We start from the raw sequence: 15,996 nt of genomic DNA, 5'->3' as shown, positions 1-15,996 counted from the left end.
TAGGTTAGAAATGGATGGAGTATTGAAAAGTTGGGCAATCCCGAAAGAGCCACCTGTAGAATTAGGAATAAAAAGATTAGCAATCCCGGTAGAAGACCACAAACTTTCTTATATAGATTTTGAGGGTGAAATTCCGGAAGGGTATGGTGCAGGAACGGTGAAAATCTGGGATAAAGGAGAATATGAGCTTCTAAATAGGGATGACAAAAAAATAGAGATTTACTTGAAAGGCAATAAATTAAAAGGATATTATACGCTGATTAAATTTAAGGACAATTGGTTACTCTTCAAATATAATACACCTTCCTAAAGTTCGGAAGAGGAATTGAGATATTCGGAGTTAGTAGATGAAAGTTTTTTATTTTGATATAAAATTCTTAATAATACCGTATAAAAATAGATACTGCGGGGGCGATGTTTTATGAAAAAATGCCCATTTTGTGCTGAAAAGATTCAAGATGAAGCAATAAAATGTAAATATTGTGGTGAATTTCTTGATGAAAAGTCAATTCAAGAGGCTTTTATAAAAAAGAAAACAAATCGGCGTGTATTCAATATAGATGAAGTAGCGGATTATTTAAGGGTACCAACTAAAATTATACAAAAATGGGTAAAAAATAAAAGAATGCCATTTTCAAAGCTTCCCAACAGAGGAGTTGTATTTCACAGGGAAGATATAGATAAATGGATTTCAGAAAATAAATTAACTGAGTATGATAAGTTTGTGTATGAAAAGAAGACTATAGATGATATTTTACCAACAGGATACAAGCCTCCTTCTGATAAAGAAATGATAGCAGATTATATTGGTGAATTACACGAACACTGGATTGGCAAATACTGTAGAAAACATGGTTGCGACGAGGTAGAATATGCTAAAGGCTTAAAAGAAGCACTTATAACAATGAGCACAAGACTTCCTGATAAAACAAGAGTTAAGGAAAAATGGGATTTCAAAAAAAATAAATATATAATTACAGAAGGACAAGAAGGATATAATAAATATCTAAAAAAAGATAAAAGTTTTCAAGATGCCAGGAAGGAATTAACAGTTCTTATGATGTATTTAAGCAAATATTACTGAATTTTTAGATACATGTAGAATAGTTATGACCTTTAAGATTTTTTATTATGATAATTTTCAAACAAGAACATTGCTGGCAACAGATTCAATTCCATTTTATGATTTTGTGGAACATCCCGCTATGGCGGTGATTGACTATTTTGGTAGTTATCATATACCTACCTCAGCCAACAGACATGCACTTTTAACTTGACAAATTATGTTTTGTGTGCAAAATACTCCATAAATTGTAGAATTTGATACATAAACTATAATGCTAAAAAGAAACATACGAACACTTGGCCCTAAGGGTGCGGAATTGATACACGCCTTAGTGCAGAAAAACAAAATGCTATTTACTATTGCTGAGGCTATGAAGGTTACCGGTAATAGTTATAACGCTACGGAAGGGTTAATAAGGCATTTACGGGATAAAAATTGGCTAATGTCAATAAAAAATGGGAAATATGTCATAGTGCCTCTTGAAGCTGGAATGGATGATTTTAATTCGTATAACTGGTTTGTTATTGCCCGTGAGCTAATAGGTAAAGAAAATTACTATATCTCGCATTACAGTGCTATGAGTATTCACAATATGATTACCCAGCCTCTAAGTATAGTATACGTTGTTTCCCCGGTTAGACACAGAGAAAAAAAAGTAGGGATTATAAGATTTAAATTTGTTTATACGGAAAAACAAAAAATCTGGGGAACTGCCAGCGAATGGGTGACACCTCAAGAACGAGTTCAGGTAAGTAACATAGAGCGGACGATTATAGACTGCCTTCATATTCCGGAATATTGTGGTGGAATTTCCGAAATTGCCAAAGGAATCTGGATGTCCAGAGATAATATTGATTATAAGAAGTTATATAGTTACACTAATAAATTTAAGAAAATTGTAGTCAGCAAAAGACTTGGTTTCATACTGGAAACTTATGGAATAAACAAGGAAAACATTATTACCCTTCTTAACAAGGACGTCAAAAAACACGAAAGTTATCCTCTGTTGGACCCCGTGCTTCCTGATGCAGGAAAATACAACAAAAACTGGCACTTAAGGATTAATCTGAATCCGGAGGAATTAAAAGCAATTATTCAAACCTGATGATTACTTCTGGCGAAATTCAAAAAATAGCAAAAGGTGAAATCCCGGATAAAACGGTAGAAAAGGATTATATCCTGGCGTGGGTACTAATAGGAATGTCAAATATAGGGCTGGGTAAGAAATTGATTTTTAAAGGCGGAACTGCTTTGAGAAAGTTTTATTACAAAGATTACAGGTATTCGGAGGATTTAGATTTTACTCTGTACCGAGAAAACCAAAAGGACAAAATATTGGATGACATCAAACCGATTGTACCAGCCTTAAAAGAACTTGCAAATATTTCCATAGAATTGAATCCTGAAAGCCAGAAATTTAAGAATACAATTACGTTTTACATACAATATGCCGGACCACTTGGTGGAATGATAAGCAAGAATAACATAAAAGTTGACATTACAGTAAAAGAACTGGTGATTTACCCCGTTAACCCTGTTAAACTTTTACCTTTGTATAGCGATCAACCCAGGAATATAACTTTTCCTGTTTATTCTCTGGAAGAAATTATGATAGAAAAAATATGCAGTATTTTAGACCCGGCAAGGCATGAACCGAGAGACGTCTATGACATCTGGCATCTTCTGGAATATGGAGGAGTAGAGCTTCATACTCTGCGAGACGATTTTTTTAAAAAATGCAAATTCAAACAGTTAGAAAAAGATTATCTGAAAATTCAGGTAGACAAGAAAGACCCCGTATACCAAAAACTATGGGAAGTAAGACTTGGAAATCAGATGACAGGATTGCCACCTTTTGACAATGTATATCGTGCAATCAAACGTCATTTGCGAAAAGCACAGTTAATATAATTATTTATGAACACTAATCAACTTTTATTCGCAAAAAGATAAAAGGGGAAGTTAACGATATGGGAATGGGAATCAAGAAAAAGATAAATTTTAGCTCCTTAGAAAATGCGAAAGAAGATGTTTTTTATAAGCTGACACATAATACTATAAAAAATATTAAAGATGTCCTAATATGGGCAGATAAAAATGGAGAAAGAACCGACCTCTTAATGAGAGATAGTAGTGGGAATAGAATGATGTTAGGAAAGGTTCAATCGGATAAAGATTTTAAAGCGTTATGCGGTTTAATCAACCGAAACAATAAAACCTATTTCAGAATAATACTGCGAAAAGAGATGAACCTATTCTTGATATTATACGATGAAAAGGTTATCAAGGATATTCTGGAAATAGGAATACGAGGGATAGATATTGGTTCAAAAGAATATTTCATTAGAATTTATTTACAGAAGAAGTTTCTTAAGGAATTGTCCAAAAGTCATATCATTGAAAAGATTGGCTGATGTCAAATGGAACAGTCCCTCTGGAAGAAGATTTGAGATAGATTAACACAATTTCTCTCTTGACTTTTTCCATTTCCAACTTCAATGTTATTGTAAGCTAAAATTTATAGATTTGGTAAAGGGAATGCGTTTAAGACAACATCCCTTGAATTTGAATATGCAGGAAGAAATACAGTGGGAAAAGTTCGGACAGAATAAACTTGTTAGTAAGTGCTCCGTTCAGATTAGGAGTTGGCGGATTCTTGACGAAGTTGGTAGTTGGCATCGTTACCGTCTCTGTACGACCTGGGATTTTAGTGCCCCAAAATTTACTTCTACACCTGCGATAGTTAGATTAGTTAAAGATGAACAAAAGAGAATTGGACTTTTAATCACAGGGAAGAACACCGGATGGGTTAAAGTAGGAAGAAGAATCGGAGTTTTTCAATCTATTTATACGTCTTTTAATACAATAAATAAGAAAGCTTTGCAGTATCTTCTTTCTCATTTTCATTGTGACCTTTTGGAAGAAGGCGATTTAATTTTAGGGAGAGAAACAATAGATGCGTTTGACTAAAGCCTACAACTTTCCTTGGTGATTATATACTAAGAATTCTTTCCTATAGGTTTCCTCTTTTTAACTAAACGATGTTCGTTAAGCACGCGGTATACTCCTGTATGTCCTATCTTAAATCCTAAGCCAATGAAATGCTGCGCGATTTTATTGCATCCTAACTTTGGATTAGTTTCCCTGTATTTTACTATTTGAGCCTCTAATTCTTCCGTAATCTTTCTTGCTTTATGCTTCGGAGATTTATGAAATTCCAATTGTTCCCACCACTCCGGGAACATGCTGCGGTATGTTTTTTTCTTAACCCCATCGGTTATGGAAATAAATTCTTCTGCAAGCGGTTTACTTTGTTTCCAATGTGTGCCTCCAGCCCAATTTTTTCTTATTATCTTCTGTACCTCTTTCGTATCTTCGATATGTCTAAACCATAACGTTCTTGTAAGAAGTTCAAGTATTCTATCCGGATGAGGTTGACTCCAAAGAAATTTCCTATAACTCTTTCTTTTTCGCTTCCAACGGAAAAGTTGCCGCTTAGTAATCCCATACTCTTTACAAGTTACGTCAACCGAAGCACGAGTCTCTTCCTGCCAGTCAAGAACTTCATACCTCCACCTTGCCATTTTTTCTTCCCGCTCTGATATGAAACTCATTCCCAAAACGTACCTAAAATTGAGCTTTTGTCAAGGAAATTACCTATGTGTCAGGATAGGATTATAGTGAATAATCTCCGAATTTCTTATGTAGTATGGAGTAAAAAAAGATTAAAAACGCTTAATTTTGCTGGGGGTCCATCGTACTTATATATAGGGGGTGGAATATCTTTAAAATACTTTTTAAGTTTTTGTGTTTTTCATCTATAATATAGTATGGGGTAAAAATGAAAAAGGAGGCGAAGATAGGATGAAGTTAAATTATAATCCATTTGCAGACCATTTAATAATGTGTTTGTGTGACTGTGAAGAGAAAGTCGGGTTATGGGTAGCCAATAGTCTTTGAATTAACGTTGTTTTTAGTTGATTTAAGAAGATTTTGTTTCTCAAAGGTAAATAATTCCCTGTCTGCAAGGTGGCGCGCGTTTGAAGTTCGTATCTGCCTAAAAAGAGTTTTTGAGAATAGGGACTTGTAAAGTCCTCTTGTCTCCGGCATTTATTTTAAAGATATTTTTTAAGCTTTTGCGAAATTATCTATAATATCTTGTAACCTTTAAAAAAATAATAGGAGGAGGAAAATGAAAGCATATTTGTCGCAAAAAGGGTTCCTGGAGGAGTATGAGCAGTTTTTTGCTTTGATGGATAAACACTCAAGCGAAAAGTACTCCAGAGAAGAACAGAAGTATACACAGGCAATTTTTAACAAAATGTTAGCCGCATTAGAGAAGAAAATACAAAAGAAAACGGCACTATCTATATCCAAAAACATAGAAATCCCGATTCTTAATGTATTCAAGAAGCACAACTTGACCGGTGAAGAACAGAAGTTATTTATGTTTATCCTGTTTTCGTCAATAAAAAGGGGGACGAGCGTTGCAATAGGGGACACCCTTCAGAAATTTTACAAATCAACGGATGAAGTAATCAAAAAAACTGAGTTATTCTCTCCCTCAGGCAATTTGCTTAAAAATAAACTTTTAAGCTCTTCGCAAAGTTTTTTGAGGAGTTTACGCGGAGAGGAGAGTTATCTAGGGATAAGTATAACGGTTAATCCTGAGGTGTTAAATTCGCTGTTAAATATTACTAAATCTGAAAATGACGAGGACTCTCCTTTTACTATCAAGGAACCACGGGTTGACATTACACGGGCAGTTCTGAAGCCGGCAAAGAAAAAGGAAGTAGAAGAGATAATCGGGTATATCAAAAATAAAAAAATAATTCAGGAGAAAATTGGATTAATAAAAAGCATAGAAAAAGGATTTGGTTGCATTCTTTTATTTGGTGGTCCCCCGGGAACAGGCAAGACTTTATTGGCAGAAGCAATAGCAAAAGAATTGGATAAGAAATTATGTACCGTAAATTATGCGCAGATGACAAGCAAGTTTGTCGGGGAGACAGGTAAAAATATTGAAAAGCTCTTTAAGTTTGCAGAAGAGACTAAACCCGTTATCTTACTGGATGAAGCGGATGCTTTGTTATCCAAAAGAAGCTCAAGGGAAACGTCTAATGATTATGCCTATAACCAGGAAGTGATTCTCTTCCTGCAGAAAATAGAAGAATTTGACGGAGTAATAATTATGACAACCAATAGAGAAGTATCTCTGGATAGCGCGCTTAATAGACGAATTACCTATAAGGTTGATTTTGAAATTCCTGATATGCCGGAGAGGAAAGAAATATGGAAACTGTTAATCCCACCTAATATACCTGTGGATAAGAACGTTGACTTTTCCGAGCTTGCAACCCAATACGTATTCGCAGGCGGACATATAAAGAATGCAGTTTTGTCTGCGATTATAAAGGCAGTATCAAGGTCATCGGAAGAATTTGTGTTAAAAATGGATGACTTGAAAAGTGCGGCTGAGATGGAAAGTTCTAAAATGGAAAAGAAAGAAACCCATAAAATAGGGTTTCAATAAATAAAAGGATAAGATGAAGAAGACTATATTCAAGGATTTCACAGACAAAAAAGATGTCTTAAAGATTTTTGAAAATTCCAAATATGTTACAGAAGATGAATTCAAAAACAAACTCATTCATACTTACAGGATATATTTTGATAAAGCCGGTAACCCAACCTCATTTAAACTCTATGACGAAGAGGGGAGATGTATGGGAGTGACTTCCTGGGATTTAGATGAAAGTGCTTCAAGCATTCCTGCTACTTCAAGAGGAAAAATATTATACATATATCGCAAAAGAAACAATACGGACAAATTAGAAAAGGAAGTAGGGTATAATTTCATAGTTCAGGGTAGCAACGGCAAAGAGTTAGAATGCAAAGAGTATCAGGGCAAAAAACTCTATAAGGAATGCAAGCAAGTCAAAGGAAGAAAAGTTGTGAGCTATTATTTTGGAGGCAGGGCATGTGTAGCAAAAGATTATTATGATGAGAATGATAACATGATAAAACGGGAGTCTTTCAACAAAGGGTTATACGGGGACTGGTATCGTGTAGAATATCAGTTGTTCTATTATAATAAACTCTCCAAAATTATGAAAGCAAAGCGTTTTGTACTGGATAATTTTATAAGCACAACACAATATAAGTATTCTAAAAGAGGAAATCTAATAGGGGAAAAACATAAGTGGTCTAATAAAAACAAAAAAGGGACAAATGCCCGGGCATACTTGTGGGATGAAGAAGCCGGTCTTATCCAACAAGAGTTTGTTTATGCTAATTCTGTTTTACTATGGGAAATTAAGTATTCTTACGACCATTTGAAAAGACTGGTTAGAAAAGACCACCGGTCTTCTCCGGATGCTGTTCTAAAAATATGGGAAATATATGAGTATGATAAAGACAATAGGATTGTCAAAGAAGAAGAGGTAAGCTTCGGGGGGAGCAATACGTGCACCACTTACGAATATGATAAAAGAGGCAGGAAAGTCAGAGAAACTTGGATTATGAAGTTTCCCGCTGATTCCACCTATGATAAGAATATTAGAACATATAGATATGATAACAGAGGAAGACTGGACGAAGAATCATTTGAGTTTAAACATAATGTTCCCGTAGAATAGAAAATGTTAAACTTGACAGATAAAGTATCGGAAGCTAATAGTTAACTCGTATATATATATAAACGCATAAAAAAGAGGGGAAGAAAGGAAGGGGAATCATGGGGAAACCGAAAGCTTGTTGTGGCTGCGATTATGCCCAAAAATGTGATCGTCAACGTAATCGTTTTACCAAAGAGGAAGAGATTAATGACATTATATCGAGCGCCAAAGAGATGAATAAGTTTTATAAGTGCAAAATTTTAAATAATAAAGAGAGTATAGAGATAATAGCTAGTGCTTTATTAGGTAAATTTAGCAAACTAAATAAAGTAGTTGATGGTGTAACTATTCGGGACACATTTAATGCTAATCATGACGGCAAAACAGCTAGTAAGGATGACTTCAGTGAGGATTTATTGGGTATTGCCTTGCGGAATGAAGAAAGAAATTTTGATTTTGGCAAGATATTTGACTACCAAGTCCCATTTACTAAACCACCGATTATAGGGCCAATTGATTTAGTGGCGGTAGATGGTGTAATTATTAAGTTGATCGAGTTAAAAGCTCCTGATTCTGTGGAAACATTGTTGAGATGCATTTTAGAGATATATACTTATTATAAAATACTAATTAGGGCAAAGAAAAAATTCATTTCCGAGTATGAAAAGGATTTGCCCCAAGAGCATGAATACAGTTTTCATCCACTCATTTTGGTAGGTGAACACTCTGCTGCAGGAGAAGAGTTGAGCAAAATAGAAGATTACCATGCTCTCAAAATCCTTATTGGGAAGTTGGAGGCTGAGCTAGATGAACCTTTTGAGTTCTACGTATATAATTATGATGGGGATAAAATGCTAAAAGAAGGTCCACGGGACAACAAAGATAGGGATAGGGGAAAGAGATTCTTATGCGGCAAGTTTACTGCCCGGGTCATAAATATCTTCCCTGAAGAAAATGGAAGATGAAAATCATAATTCATAGAGGAACAAAAGAAATCGGCGGCACCTGTATTGAGCTAAAGAGCAAAAATACAACTATCCTTCTGGATTTCGGACTTCCATTAGTTTATAAGGGAGAAGAATTTGATAGTTCAAAATACAAAAATGAATCTGTAGAAAGCCTGAAAGCTTTAAAAATACTCCCAGATATTCAGGGAATTTACAAGGGAGATAGCCAAAACAATACCGTATCAGCGATTGTTTTGAGTCACAGCCATTTAGACCATTATGGTCTTTTAGATAAACTAAAACCTGAAATACCAATTTATTTAAGTGCGGGTGCAAAAAAGATGATAGAAGTCTCATCGATTTTTACCCAATTGCGGGTAGATCTTGAAAACCCCAAAGTTATTAAAGCTAAACAGGAATTCACAATTGGCGATTTCAAGATAATTCCTTATGCTGTAGGACATTCGGCATTTAACGCTCTTGCATTTTACATTGAAGCTGAAGGGATTAAAATTTTCTACACCGGAGACTTCAGAATGCACGGGAGAACAATAGGGGATATCGAACTTATTAGCAAGAAGCATCACAATGAAATTGATTATCTAATAATGGAAGGCACTATGTTTGGGAGGGATGCGCCTTTTCGTAAAGACGAGGATTATGTAAAAAATAAAGCATTAAGTTTAATGAAAAAAACTGAAGGGCTGGTATTGTTGATGTTCTCACCTCAGAATATAGACAGATTAGTATCCCTTTTTAAAGCGACTGCGAGCGCAAAGAGACGATTTGTCGTTGATATCTATACTGCTTACCTGCTTGATAATATAAAGGATATGGCAAAGACACCAAACTCAGCGTGGGGGAATGTAAAAGTCTTCCATCCGGAAAAGCAGTCAAAAAGATTGTGGATAAAAGGGGAAAAAGATATTTTAGAAAAATATAGAACTAAGAATGTAAAACTTGATTATATTCAGGCTTATCAGAGTGAATTAAGTGTATTGTTTAGGAATTCTATGATTCCCGACTTTGAAAACATAAGTAATTCAAAAAAGGGACTGTTGATATACTCAATGTATGAGGGGTATCTTAAGCAACCAGGTTTTAAAAAATTAGATGTTTTTTTAGAGAAGAAAAACATAGTACGTGAAATAGTGCATGTAAGTGGTCATGCATATATTGGGGATTTGAAAAAGTTTGCCGATGATTTAGTCCCAAAACAGATTATTCCGATTCATACCTTTCATCCCGAGCAATACCGGGAGTTGTTTGGAGATAAGATTAAAGAAATTGAAGATGGAAAAGCTGTAGAATTGTAAAGTTGTATCCTTTCAAAAATTTTATCGTGAATAACTTTTTGCTTTGTTTTGTGTGAAAGGATGACAATTAAAATCTTCCCGATTAAATTCAGCAAAGAATCTTCACTCGTTAGTTTTCCCCTTGACTTTTCCCATTATCACTTTAAGAATGCAGTATATTTTAAGCCAACAATTTTCTATATAGGAGGACGACATGAGAATAGTTGAGAATTTTGAAACTAAAAAAGTATGCATTGATAACATTTTTCTTGACCCAAATAATCCTAGGTTCCTTGACTTATACAATGAACCTCCGGTATCTTATGACCTTTCGATTATCCAAAAGCGTCAGGATATTATTTTAGGCCGAATGATAGAGGGGAACTTTGATATCGAGGAGTTGATAAAATCTATTTCGACTTCTGGATTTTTACCGATAGATAGAATTGTGGTTATGAAGATTGACTCTGGAATTGACAAATATGTTATTATAGAAGGGAACAGGAGGGCTGCTGCCATTAAAACTATTTTAAAAGAATCAGAATTTTATGAGCCGTCATTAGTCGATAATCTTAAGGAAATAGAAGTCATAATACTAAATTCTGATGCAAAGAACCCAGAATTGTTAGATATTGGCAAACAAGTGGTGCAAGGGGTCAGAAATGTTACAGGCATCAAATCGTGGGGGCCATATCAACAGGCACAATTCATTGATAATATGATAAAGGCAGGTGAAGACGCAGGAACAATTGGAAAAATGATTGGAATGCCTGCAACGAAGATTAATAAATTATGGAAAACATTTAATGTGTTAAATCAAATGCGAAATGATGAAGTATATGCTGAACTCTGGGATGCAAGATTGTTCGCATATTTTGATCAAATTATTGGAAGACCGTTATTGCGGGATGATTGGTTAGGTTGGGATAGGGAAAAAGGGATATTTACTAAACGAGATAATTTAGAGTTCTTTTATACTTGGATTGTTGGAGGAAAAGATGAAGAAGGCAATCCAATTCCCAAGAAAATTAGTGACCATCGTCATGTAGCATATTTAGAAAAAGCGGTCAGCAATCCTGAGGCACTGAACGAATTGAAGCGAAAAGACAAAACAATTGAAGATATAATACCTATGATTAGTGAACAGAAAACATCTAATTGGTGGGAGGATGTACATCGTGGGCTCAAAGCAGTATCAGACATTGGAATTGATGAAGTAGAAAAATTTTCTGAAGAAAATATACAATTATTAAAAGATACAATTATTAAGATACAACAGCGATTGACACAATATGGCAAACTTAAAAAATAGCGAAATAACAGAAATTATTATAGAGAAGTTTAGGGAAAATCCCAACCTAATAGGAGATTTAGGTGAATTGATTGCAGAAACTTACATTAAGAGAGAGCATATGCCTAAGGATCAAGCATGTGAGGAAGCAGAGTGTAAAAAAGAAACAATCAAGAGTTTGCTCTTGCAATACATTGAAACATCTGCAAACAAAAAAATTAAACCATATATAGAATTTAATAGCGCAAACGATCGTTTAAAAGGCGTTGGAATGGTAAACGAAAAAATATCTTTACGTCCCACAATATTAAACTATCTCAAGGGAATAGATCCTTATTTATTTGAGGCATTGTGTCCTGTTATTTTAAAACATTTTGGAGTTGCGGACTTTGAAATTACTAAAAAGTCGAATGATGGGGGTATAGATTTTGTAGGGCAATTAAATATACAAGTTGGCAGTAATAGCTCGACAATGCTATATGATTGGGATATAAAGATTATTGGTCAGGCGAAAAGATACTCAGGTACAGTTGGACGACCCGATATGGATAAGTTTTTAGGTGTAGCTATAAGGAATAGAAACCAGGAAAAAACATTTATCCCTATTCTATTTATGTTTGTAACAACCGGTGGCTTTTCTAAGGATGCTTATCATTATGCAAAAGAATACAAAATTATCACAAAAGATGGGGACCAAATAGCTGAAATTATTTTGCAGCAAGATATGGGAATAAGAAAATATGGAAACGAGTGGGAATTCGATGAAACAGAATTTGTAAAACATTTGTGTAACAAGTAAATTATAGAGACACAATAAGCATGGCTCCTTATCTTTTGTCGAGGTCTAGCATAATTTCCCCGATTTGGAGCAGGAATTTTATATCCTTTGATTCTAAAAAATTAAGTTGCAAAAATGATAATGGGAAGTATAATTAACCAATGAGCAGCAAATCGTCTAAGAAGCCTGCGTTAAATGCCGACCTTGGTGGGATACCATTTAATTTACCATGGAAAAAATTCAATTGTAAAAATGAATACAATATACATAAAAACTGTAAAAAGAGATTCAGTTGCATAATTGGCGTCCAGGAAACTGTGAGAAAGGGGCAATGCGAGTTCATTCCTCTAGGAGGTTCCGATAGATTAGAAAAGATTTTTGTAAGGCAATATAGCTCCCGCGAGGAAGTTCTTTTCTGGATTGATGATACGAATTATTACGTACTCAAGGGGTGTCGCTCATTTAAATCAGGCATAGAGATTTCACAGTTTATAAAAGGGAAAAAAATTAAGGGAACCCTAAGTAAAATGGATATTGCTATTAAGATTGCCAAGAAAGCAGAACTCCCGATAGAAGTTGCTTTAGATATAATTGAATCAATTACAAATTCTGTAACAGAAGCATCCTTGAATGGGGAAAGCTGGGATATTGATGACCTTAAATGGGCTCCATAGAGGTTTTGACGCCCCGGGGTGCCGGATTTGGTAGAGAAGAGAGTAGAAGACTCTACGGATATAAATAAGTGGATGCTTAATGAAAAAACAAGGAGATAAATAAATGATAACTATTATAAAACAAGCTTTAGAAAATATAAAGGAAAACTATTGTAATCTTTCACAAATAGACTATTCTAAACTCTACCTTTCTTTTGAACAAAATATAAAAGAAACAAAATATTTGGAGAGACCCTTTGCATATGAATTTTATCATGAATTTCGAAAATTAATGGAAAATAGTGATATAGATTTTGGTAGATACGTAATGCAGGCAGAAGTGGATAAGAGATACCAACATTGTTTTGAAGACGGGAAAATTCCTGATTTCATTATGCATAAAAAGAATTCCAATGAAAACCTTTGTGTCATTGAATTTAAACTTGCCACTAATCTTACCAAATTAAAAGATGATTTTGACAAACTTCTCGATTTTAAAACAAATCCAGAATTGAAGTATACTTATGCTGTCGAAGTTATCATTGGAGATACAACTTCTTTAATAGAAGTGAAGCAAAAGATCGAACAACTAAAAAATAATATTGGGGAAGAAATTATAGTTATAGAATTCAACACAAGTTTATGGAAGGCACAAGAAAGTCGAATTCAATACCAAAAATTATTGACTATTTGAAAGGAATCATATATTTTGTTGATACGATTCAAGAGTGGTTGAAAAATGGAAACGATAAACCAAGCTAAAGTTTTCGTACCAGTATATGAAATATTCCCTGACGTTAGAAGTGATTTTGAAACCTTTAAACGTCTACTTCTTGACTTAAGCCGTACGGACACATTATTCTGGTGTGCACGTCTCAACTTGATTGTTTCAAGTTCCTTAGACTGGGATCATAAAAGGAGACAAGAATTTGGATTGCAGCAATTTTTAACAAATGAAGAAATCGAAAGAGTCAATATCTTTGTACAAAAACATAGGGGGGCACAAAACGTAGGAATATTCTTTAGAGGTCAACTCTTGGAACTTATTCGATGGGTTATCCTATATTGTCGAGACCATCCAGACGATGGAAATACCTTTGAAGATCCGAAAGTACGGAGAAAGTTTGCGCAAGTTGTATTAATAGCTGGTGATATATGGCAGAAACGTGTATTCAAGGATAATTTTTCTTTGAATGAGGGAATAGATATTGCAAGGGAAAGAGCTTTAGGTACCATTCGGAAGAGTGTAGAAGCATCGGAATTATCTCCCGATATATCTAAGTCAATAGGACGAGGATGGATTTTCTTAAAGATTATTTCAGTTGCTATTATGGGGAGTTTGAGAAAGACTTTCTATCTTCAACTGGACTCTCTGTAGAACAGTATTATATCTGTTTATCCGCAATGATTGCAAACTTTCTAAATCCTGATAGAGGAACATGTATTCTTAACTCAACTAATTTAGGTCAAGAGACTTCTTATAGAGATATATTTGAAAAATATATTGCTCTTGAATCCCAGACTCTTGATGAACTTCGAAATGCATTATGGAAACAGAACGAAATAAATATAGGAAGCGATGAAAATGCTTCGTCTTATAATTATCTACCTTTAAGAGAAAAGCCAATTTTGCGGGTAAATGATGGTCGGGCAATTATATTAGATCCAGTTTTTTATAGTGAAAAAGCATCTGTTGGTCCCCTATTTATTATAAGCAAAAGAAGCCTTGATCGTAAAGCTAACGAAATTTTTGGAGCTTTTGGGAATGCCTTTGAAAGTTATATAAGCGATATTCTTAAAAGGATGTTTCCTAATACATCCGGAATCTTGACTAAACGTCTATCTTGCAACGTCAAAGGAATTGATCCAACGGGGAATGAAATACAGATAGATGCTTGCCTAAATGATATCACAGAAATTGTTCTTTTTGAAATGAAAGCTATTTGGATTCGAGAAGATAAAATTCTAACTGAGAATCCTGAAGACTACATAAAATATTTACAAGAAAAATACGGGGTAACACAAACTACTCATGATCGCAGAAGTGGAATAGCACAGCTTGTCAGAATAATTGAGCTATTGGCATCTAAAAAGTGGTTAGGGGAAAATAATGAATTTAGTCAAACTAATCTTATATATCCGGTGTTAGTTGTTTATGATTCGCTTTTATCAGCGCCTGTATATGGGAACTTTTTATTGTCAGAATTTGAGAAATTACTTAAACCAGATGCTAAGAATAAATCTGGGGAATTAAAGAAAGAAAATCTTCGTATCGCACCGCTTATTGTGATAACAGTTGAGGATATGGAGGATTTAGAGACTTCAATAGAACACTTCGGGTTACGTAACCTTTTGGCTGACTACACACAATCTTGCCCAGATCGTCTTATGTCTATTCGGAATTTTGTTGTATCATCTTCAAAGTATCAGTTTTATCATAATCGAAATATTGCCAATAAGGCAGCAGAGGTCCTTCGTAAAACTCAAGATATCTTTTTAATAAATAGTGACAAATCAAGTTGAGAATTAGTAGGTCAATAAACTTTCCTCTTGCCAAATATCTGAACTAAACTTATTATCCCCTAATGTCCATTAACTATATAACCCTTCAAGACATTCAGAAAGGAACCCATGAAGCTAACAGGATGGTTATAATCCATTGTAAAAACTGTAAAGACCAGAAAATCGGAAATCATATCGACTGGGTAAAGGATTGTATAAAAGCCCCGGGACATTATTTTTTACATAGATGTCCGGTTTGTAGAGCGGAGACGAAGCTGAAGAAGACGGATATAAAGAAGATAAAAGAGGTGTTGGGGGGCGGGTAGAAATGCGTAAGATGTAGATCGTCAAAGCGGTTTTTGTGGGGAATTTTAATAAAACATATTGACAAATAATATACAATAGAATAGACTCTTTGCCTATCTTATAAGTATTTTGCTTATATTATATGTTTATAAAACTGCAACAGAAAGCGGAAGAGAGTCTAAAAGTAAGCCAAGAATGTATAGAACTTCAAGCTTATAATACAGGTATAAGTCGAGCGTATTATAGTATTTTTCAAATAATTAAGTCAACTTGTGAAATTAAATCTTGTGATGTAAGTCTATTTAATCGAGGGGAACGAAGTTACCCCCATGCTGAAATCGGTAATATATTTTGTTACTTAATGTCAAAACAAGGGGGAACAAATTTAAGTGACATGCATATTCTTGTTTCTGAAATAGAAAAAATTTATATGCGAAGAAAAAACTCAGATTACGAATGTACCCTATATGAGAAAAAACACTTACTTGATGCTATCAGAATTGCTGTGGCAGTTAAAGACTGGATTCGTAAGATACCGTAG

Annotated in this window: 20 protein-coding genes; 19 read left to right on the top strand and 1 reads right to left on the bottom strand. The window is 34.5% G+C overall.

The window, feature by feature from the left end; all coding sequences use genetic code 11:
• The 7 genes from WC614_13295 to WC614_13265 form a co-directional block, all read left to right on the top strand.
• Window positions 1-310, top strand: a 310-nt coding sequence (locus WC614_13295; protein MFA5033977.1) for a DNA polymerase ligase N-terminal domain-containing protein, incomplete at its 5' end; no start/stop codon positions are given.
• Window positions 311-421: 111 nt separating this feature from the next.
• Window positions 422-1,084: a helix-turn-helix domain-containing protein gene (locus WC614_13290; protein ID MFA5033976.1), complete on the top strand. Its 663-nt coding sequence runs from the start codon at window positions 422-424 to the stop codon at window positions 1,082-1,084.
• 25 nt (window positions 1,085-1,109) lie between these two features.
• Entirely contained in the window at window positions 1,110-1,277 is a 168-nt protein-coding gene (locus WC614_13285; GenBank protein ID MFA5033975.1) for a hypothetical protein, read from the top strand.
• Between the two features lie 60 nt (window positions 1,278-1,337).
• Window positions 1,338-2,171 carry a type IV toxin-antitoxin system AbiEi family antitoxin gene (locus WC614_13280; protein MFA5033974.1) on the top strand — a complete coding sequence of 278 codons (834 nt, stop codon included), beginning with the start codon at window positions 1,338-1,340 and terminating at the stop codon, window positions 2,169-2,171.
• Complete coding sequence (locus tag WC614_13275; protein ID MFA5033973.1) at window positions 2,171-2,977, top strand: nucleotidyl transferase AbiEii/AbiGii toxin family protein; 807 nt, start codon at window positions 2,171-2,173, stop codon at window positions 2,975-2,977. The genes WC614_13280 and WC614_13275 overlap by 1 nt, the downstream gene beginning before the upstream one ends.
• Before the next feature lie 59 nt (window positions 2,978-3,036).
• The gene (locus tag WC614_13270; GenBank protein ID MFA5033972.1) at window positions 3,037-3,480 is read left to right on the top strand and encodes a hypothetical protein; all 444 of its coding nucleotides are present in this window, start codon (window positions 3,037-3,039) and stop codon (window positions 3,478-3,480) included.
• Between the two features lie 124 nt (window positions 3,481-3,604).
• Complete coding sequence (locus WC614_13265) at window positions 3,605-4,036, top strand: hypothetical protein (protein ID MFA5033971.1); 432 nt, start codon at window positions 3,605-3,607, stop codon at window positions 4,034-4,036.
• Between the two features lie 29 nt (window positions 4,037-4,065).
• Here WC614_13265 and WC614_13260 read toward each other — a convergent pair whose 3' ends face one another.
• Window positions 4,066-4,680: a hypothetical protein gene (locus WC614_13260; protein MFA5033970.1), complete on the bottom strand. Its 615-nt coding sequence runs from the start codon at window positions 4,678-4,680 to the stop codon at window positions 4,066-4,068.
• 578 nt (window positions 4,681-5,258) lie between these two features.
• Here WC614_13260 and WC614_13255 point away from each other — a divergent pair.
• The 12 genes from WC614_13255 to WC614_13200 all read left to right on the top strand — a co-directional run bounded on the left by WC614_13255 (window position 5,259) and on the right by WC614_13200 (window position 15,996).
• Window positions 5,259-6,599, top strand: coding sequence for an ATP-binding protein (locus tag WC614_13255; protein ID MFA5033969.1), 1,341 nt, complete (start codon window positions 5,259-5,261; stop codon window positions 6,597-6,599).
• A gap of 13 nt (window positions 6,600-6,612) precedes the next feature.
• On the top strand, window positions 6,613-7,704 hold the full coding sequence (locus WC614_13250; GenBank protein ID MFA5033968.1) for a hypothetical protein: 1,092 nt from the start codon (window positions 6,613-6,615) through the stop codon (window positions 7,702-7,704).
• 98 nt (window positions 7,705-7,802) lie between these two features.
• Window positions 7,803-8,648, top strand: a complete 846-nt coding sequence (locus WC614_13245) for a hypothetical protein (GenBank protein ID MFA5033967.1) — start codon at window positions 7,803-7,805, stop codon at window positions 8,646-8,648.
• On the top strand, window positions 8,645-9,946 hold the full coding sequence (locus tag WC614_13240; GenBank protein MFA5033966.1) for an MBL fold metallo-hydrolase: 1,302 nt from the start codon (window positions 8,645-8,647) through the stop codon (window positions 9,944-9,946). The genes WC614_13245 and WC614_13240 overlap by 4 nt, the downstream gene beginning before the upstream one ends.
• Window positions 9,947-10,139: 193 nt before the next feature.
• Window positions 10,140-11,237, top strand: a complete 1,098-nt coding sequence (locus WC614_13235) for a ParB/Srx family N-terminal domain-containing protein (protein MFA5033965.1) — start codon at window positions 10,140-10,142, stop codon at window positions 11,235-11,237.
• The gene (locus WC614_13230) at window positions 11,218-12,015 is read left to right on the top strand and encodes a restriction endonuclease (protein MFA5033964.1); all 798 of its coding nucleotides are present in this window, start codon (window positions 11,218-11,220) and stop codon (window positions 12,013-12,015) included. The genes WC614_13235 and WC614_13230 overlap by 20 nt, the downstream gene beginning before the upstream one ends.
• Before the next feature lie 140 nt (window positions 12,016-12,155).
• A complete protein-coding gene (locus WC614_13225; GenBank protein ID MFA5033963.1) occupies window positions 12,156-12,668 on the top strand; it encodes a hypothetical protein in 513 nt (170 codons plus the stop codon).
• Window positions 12,669-12,771: 103 nt separating this feature from the next.
• Window positions 12,772-13,341, top strand: coding sequence for a hypothetical protein (locus WC614_13220; protein ID MFA5033962.1), 570 nt, complete (start codon window positions 12,772-12,774; stop codon window positions 13,339-13,341).
• Window positions 13,342-13,386: 45 nt separating this feature from the next.
• Window positions 13,387-14,025: a hypothetical protein gene (locus WC614_13215; GenBank protein ID MFA5033961.1), complete on the top strand. Its 639-nt coding sequence runs from the start codon at window positions 13,387-13,389 to the stop codon at window positions 14,023-14,025.
• 26 nt (window positions 14,026-14,051) lie between these two features.
• Entirely contained in the window at window positions 14,052-15,170 is a 1,119-nt protein-coding gene (locus tag WC614_13210; protein ID MFA5033960.1) for a hypothetical protein, read from the top strand.
• A gap of 62 nt (window positions 15,171-15,232) precedes the next feature.
• The gene (locus WC614_13205) at window positions 15,233-15,475 is read left to right on the top strand and encodes a hypothetical protein (protein ID MFA5033959.1); all 243 of its coding nucleotides are present in this window, start codon (window positions 15,233-15,235) and stop codon (window positions 15,473-15,475) included.
• Window positions 15,476-15,597: 122 nt separating this feature from the next.
• Window positions 15,598-15,996, top strand: a complete 399-nt coding sequence (locus tag WC614_13200; protein ID MFA5033958.1) for a HEPN domain-containing protein — start codon at window positions 15,598-15,600, stop codon at window positions 15,994-15,996.

The organism is bacterium, assembly GCA_041649255.1.
Taxonomy (GTDB): Bacteria; Hydrothermota; UBA3073; order JACQXS01; family JAQTXJ01; genus JAQTXJ01.
This window is presented reverse-complemented; position numbering and strand designations above follow the sequence as displayed.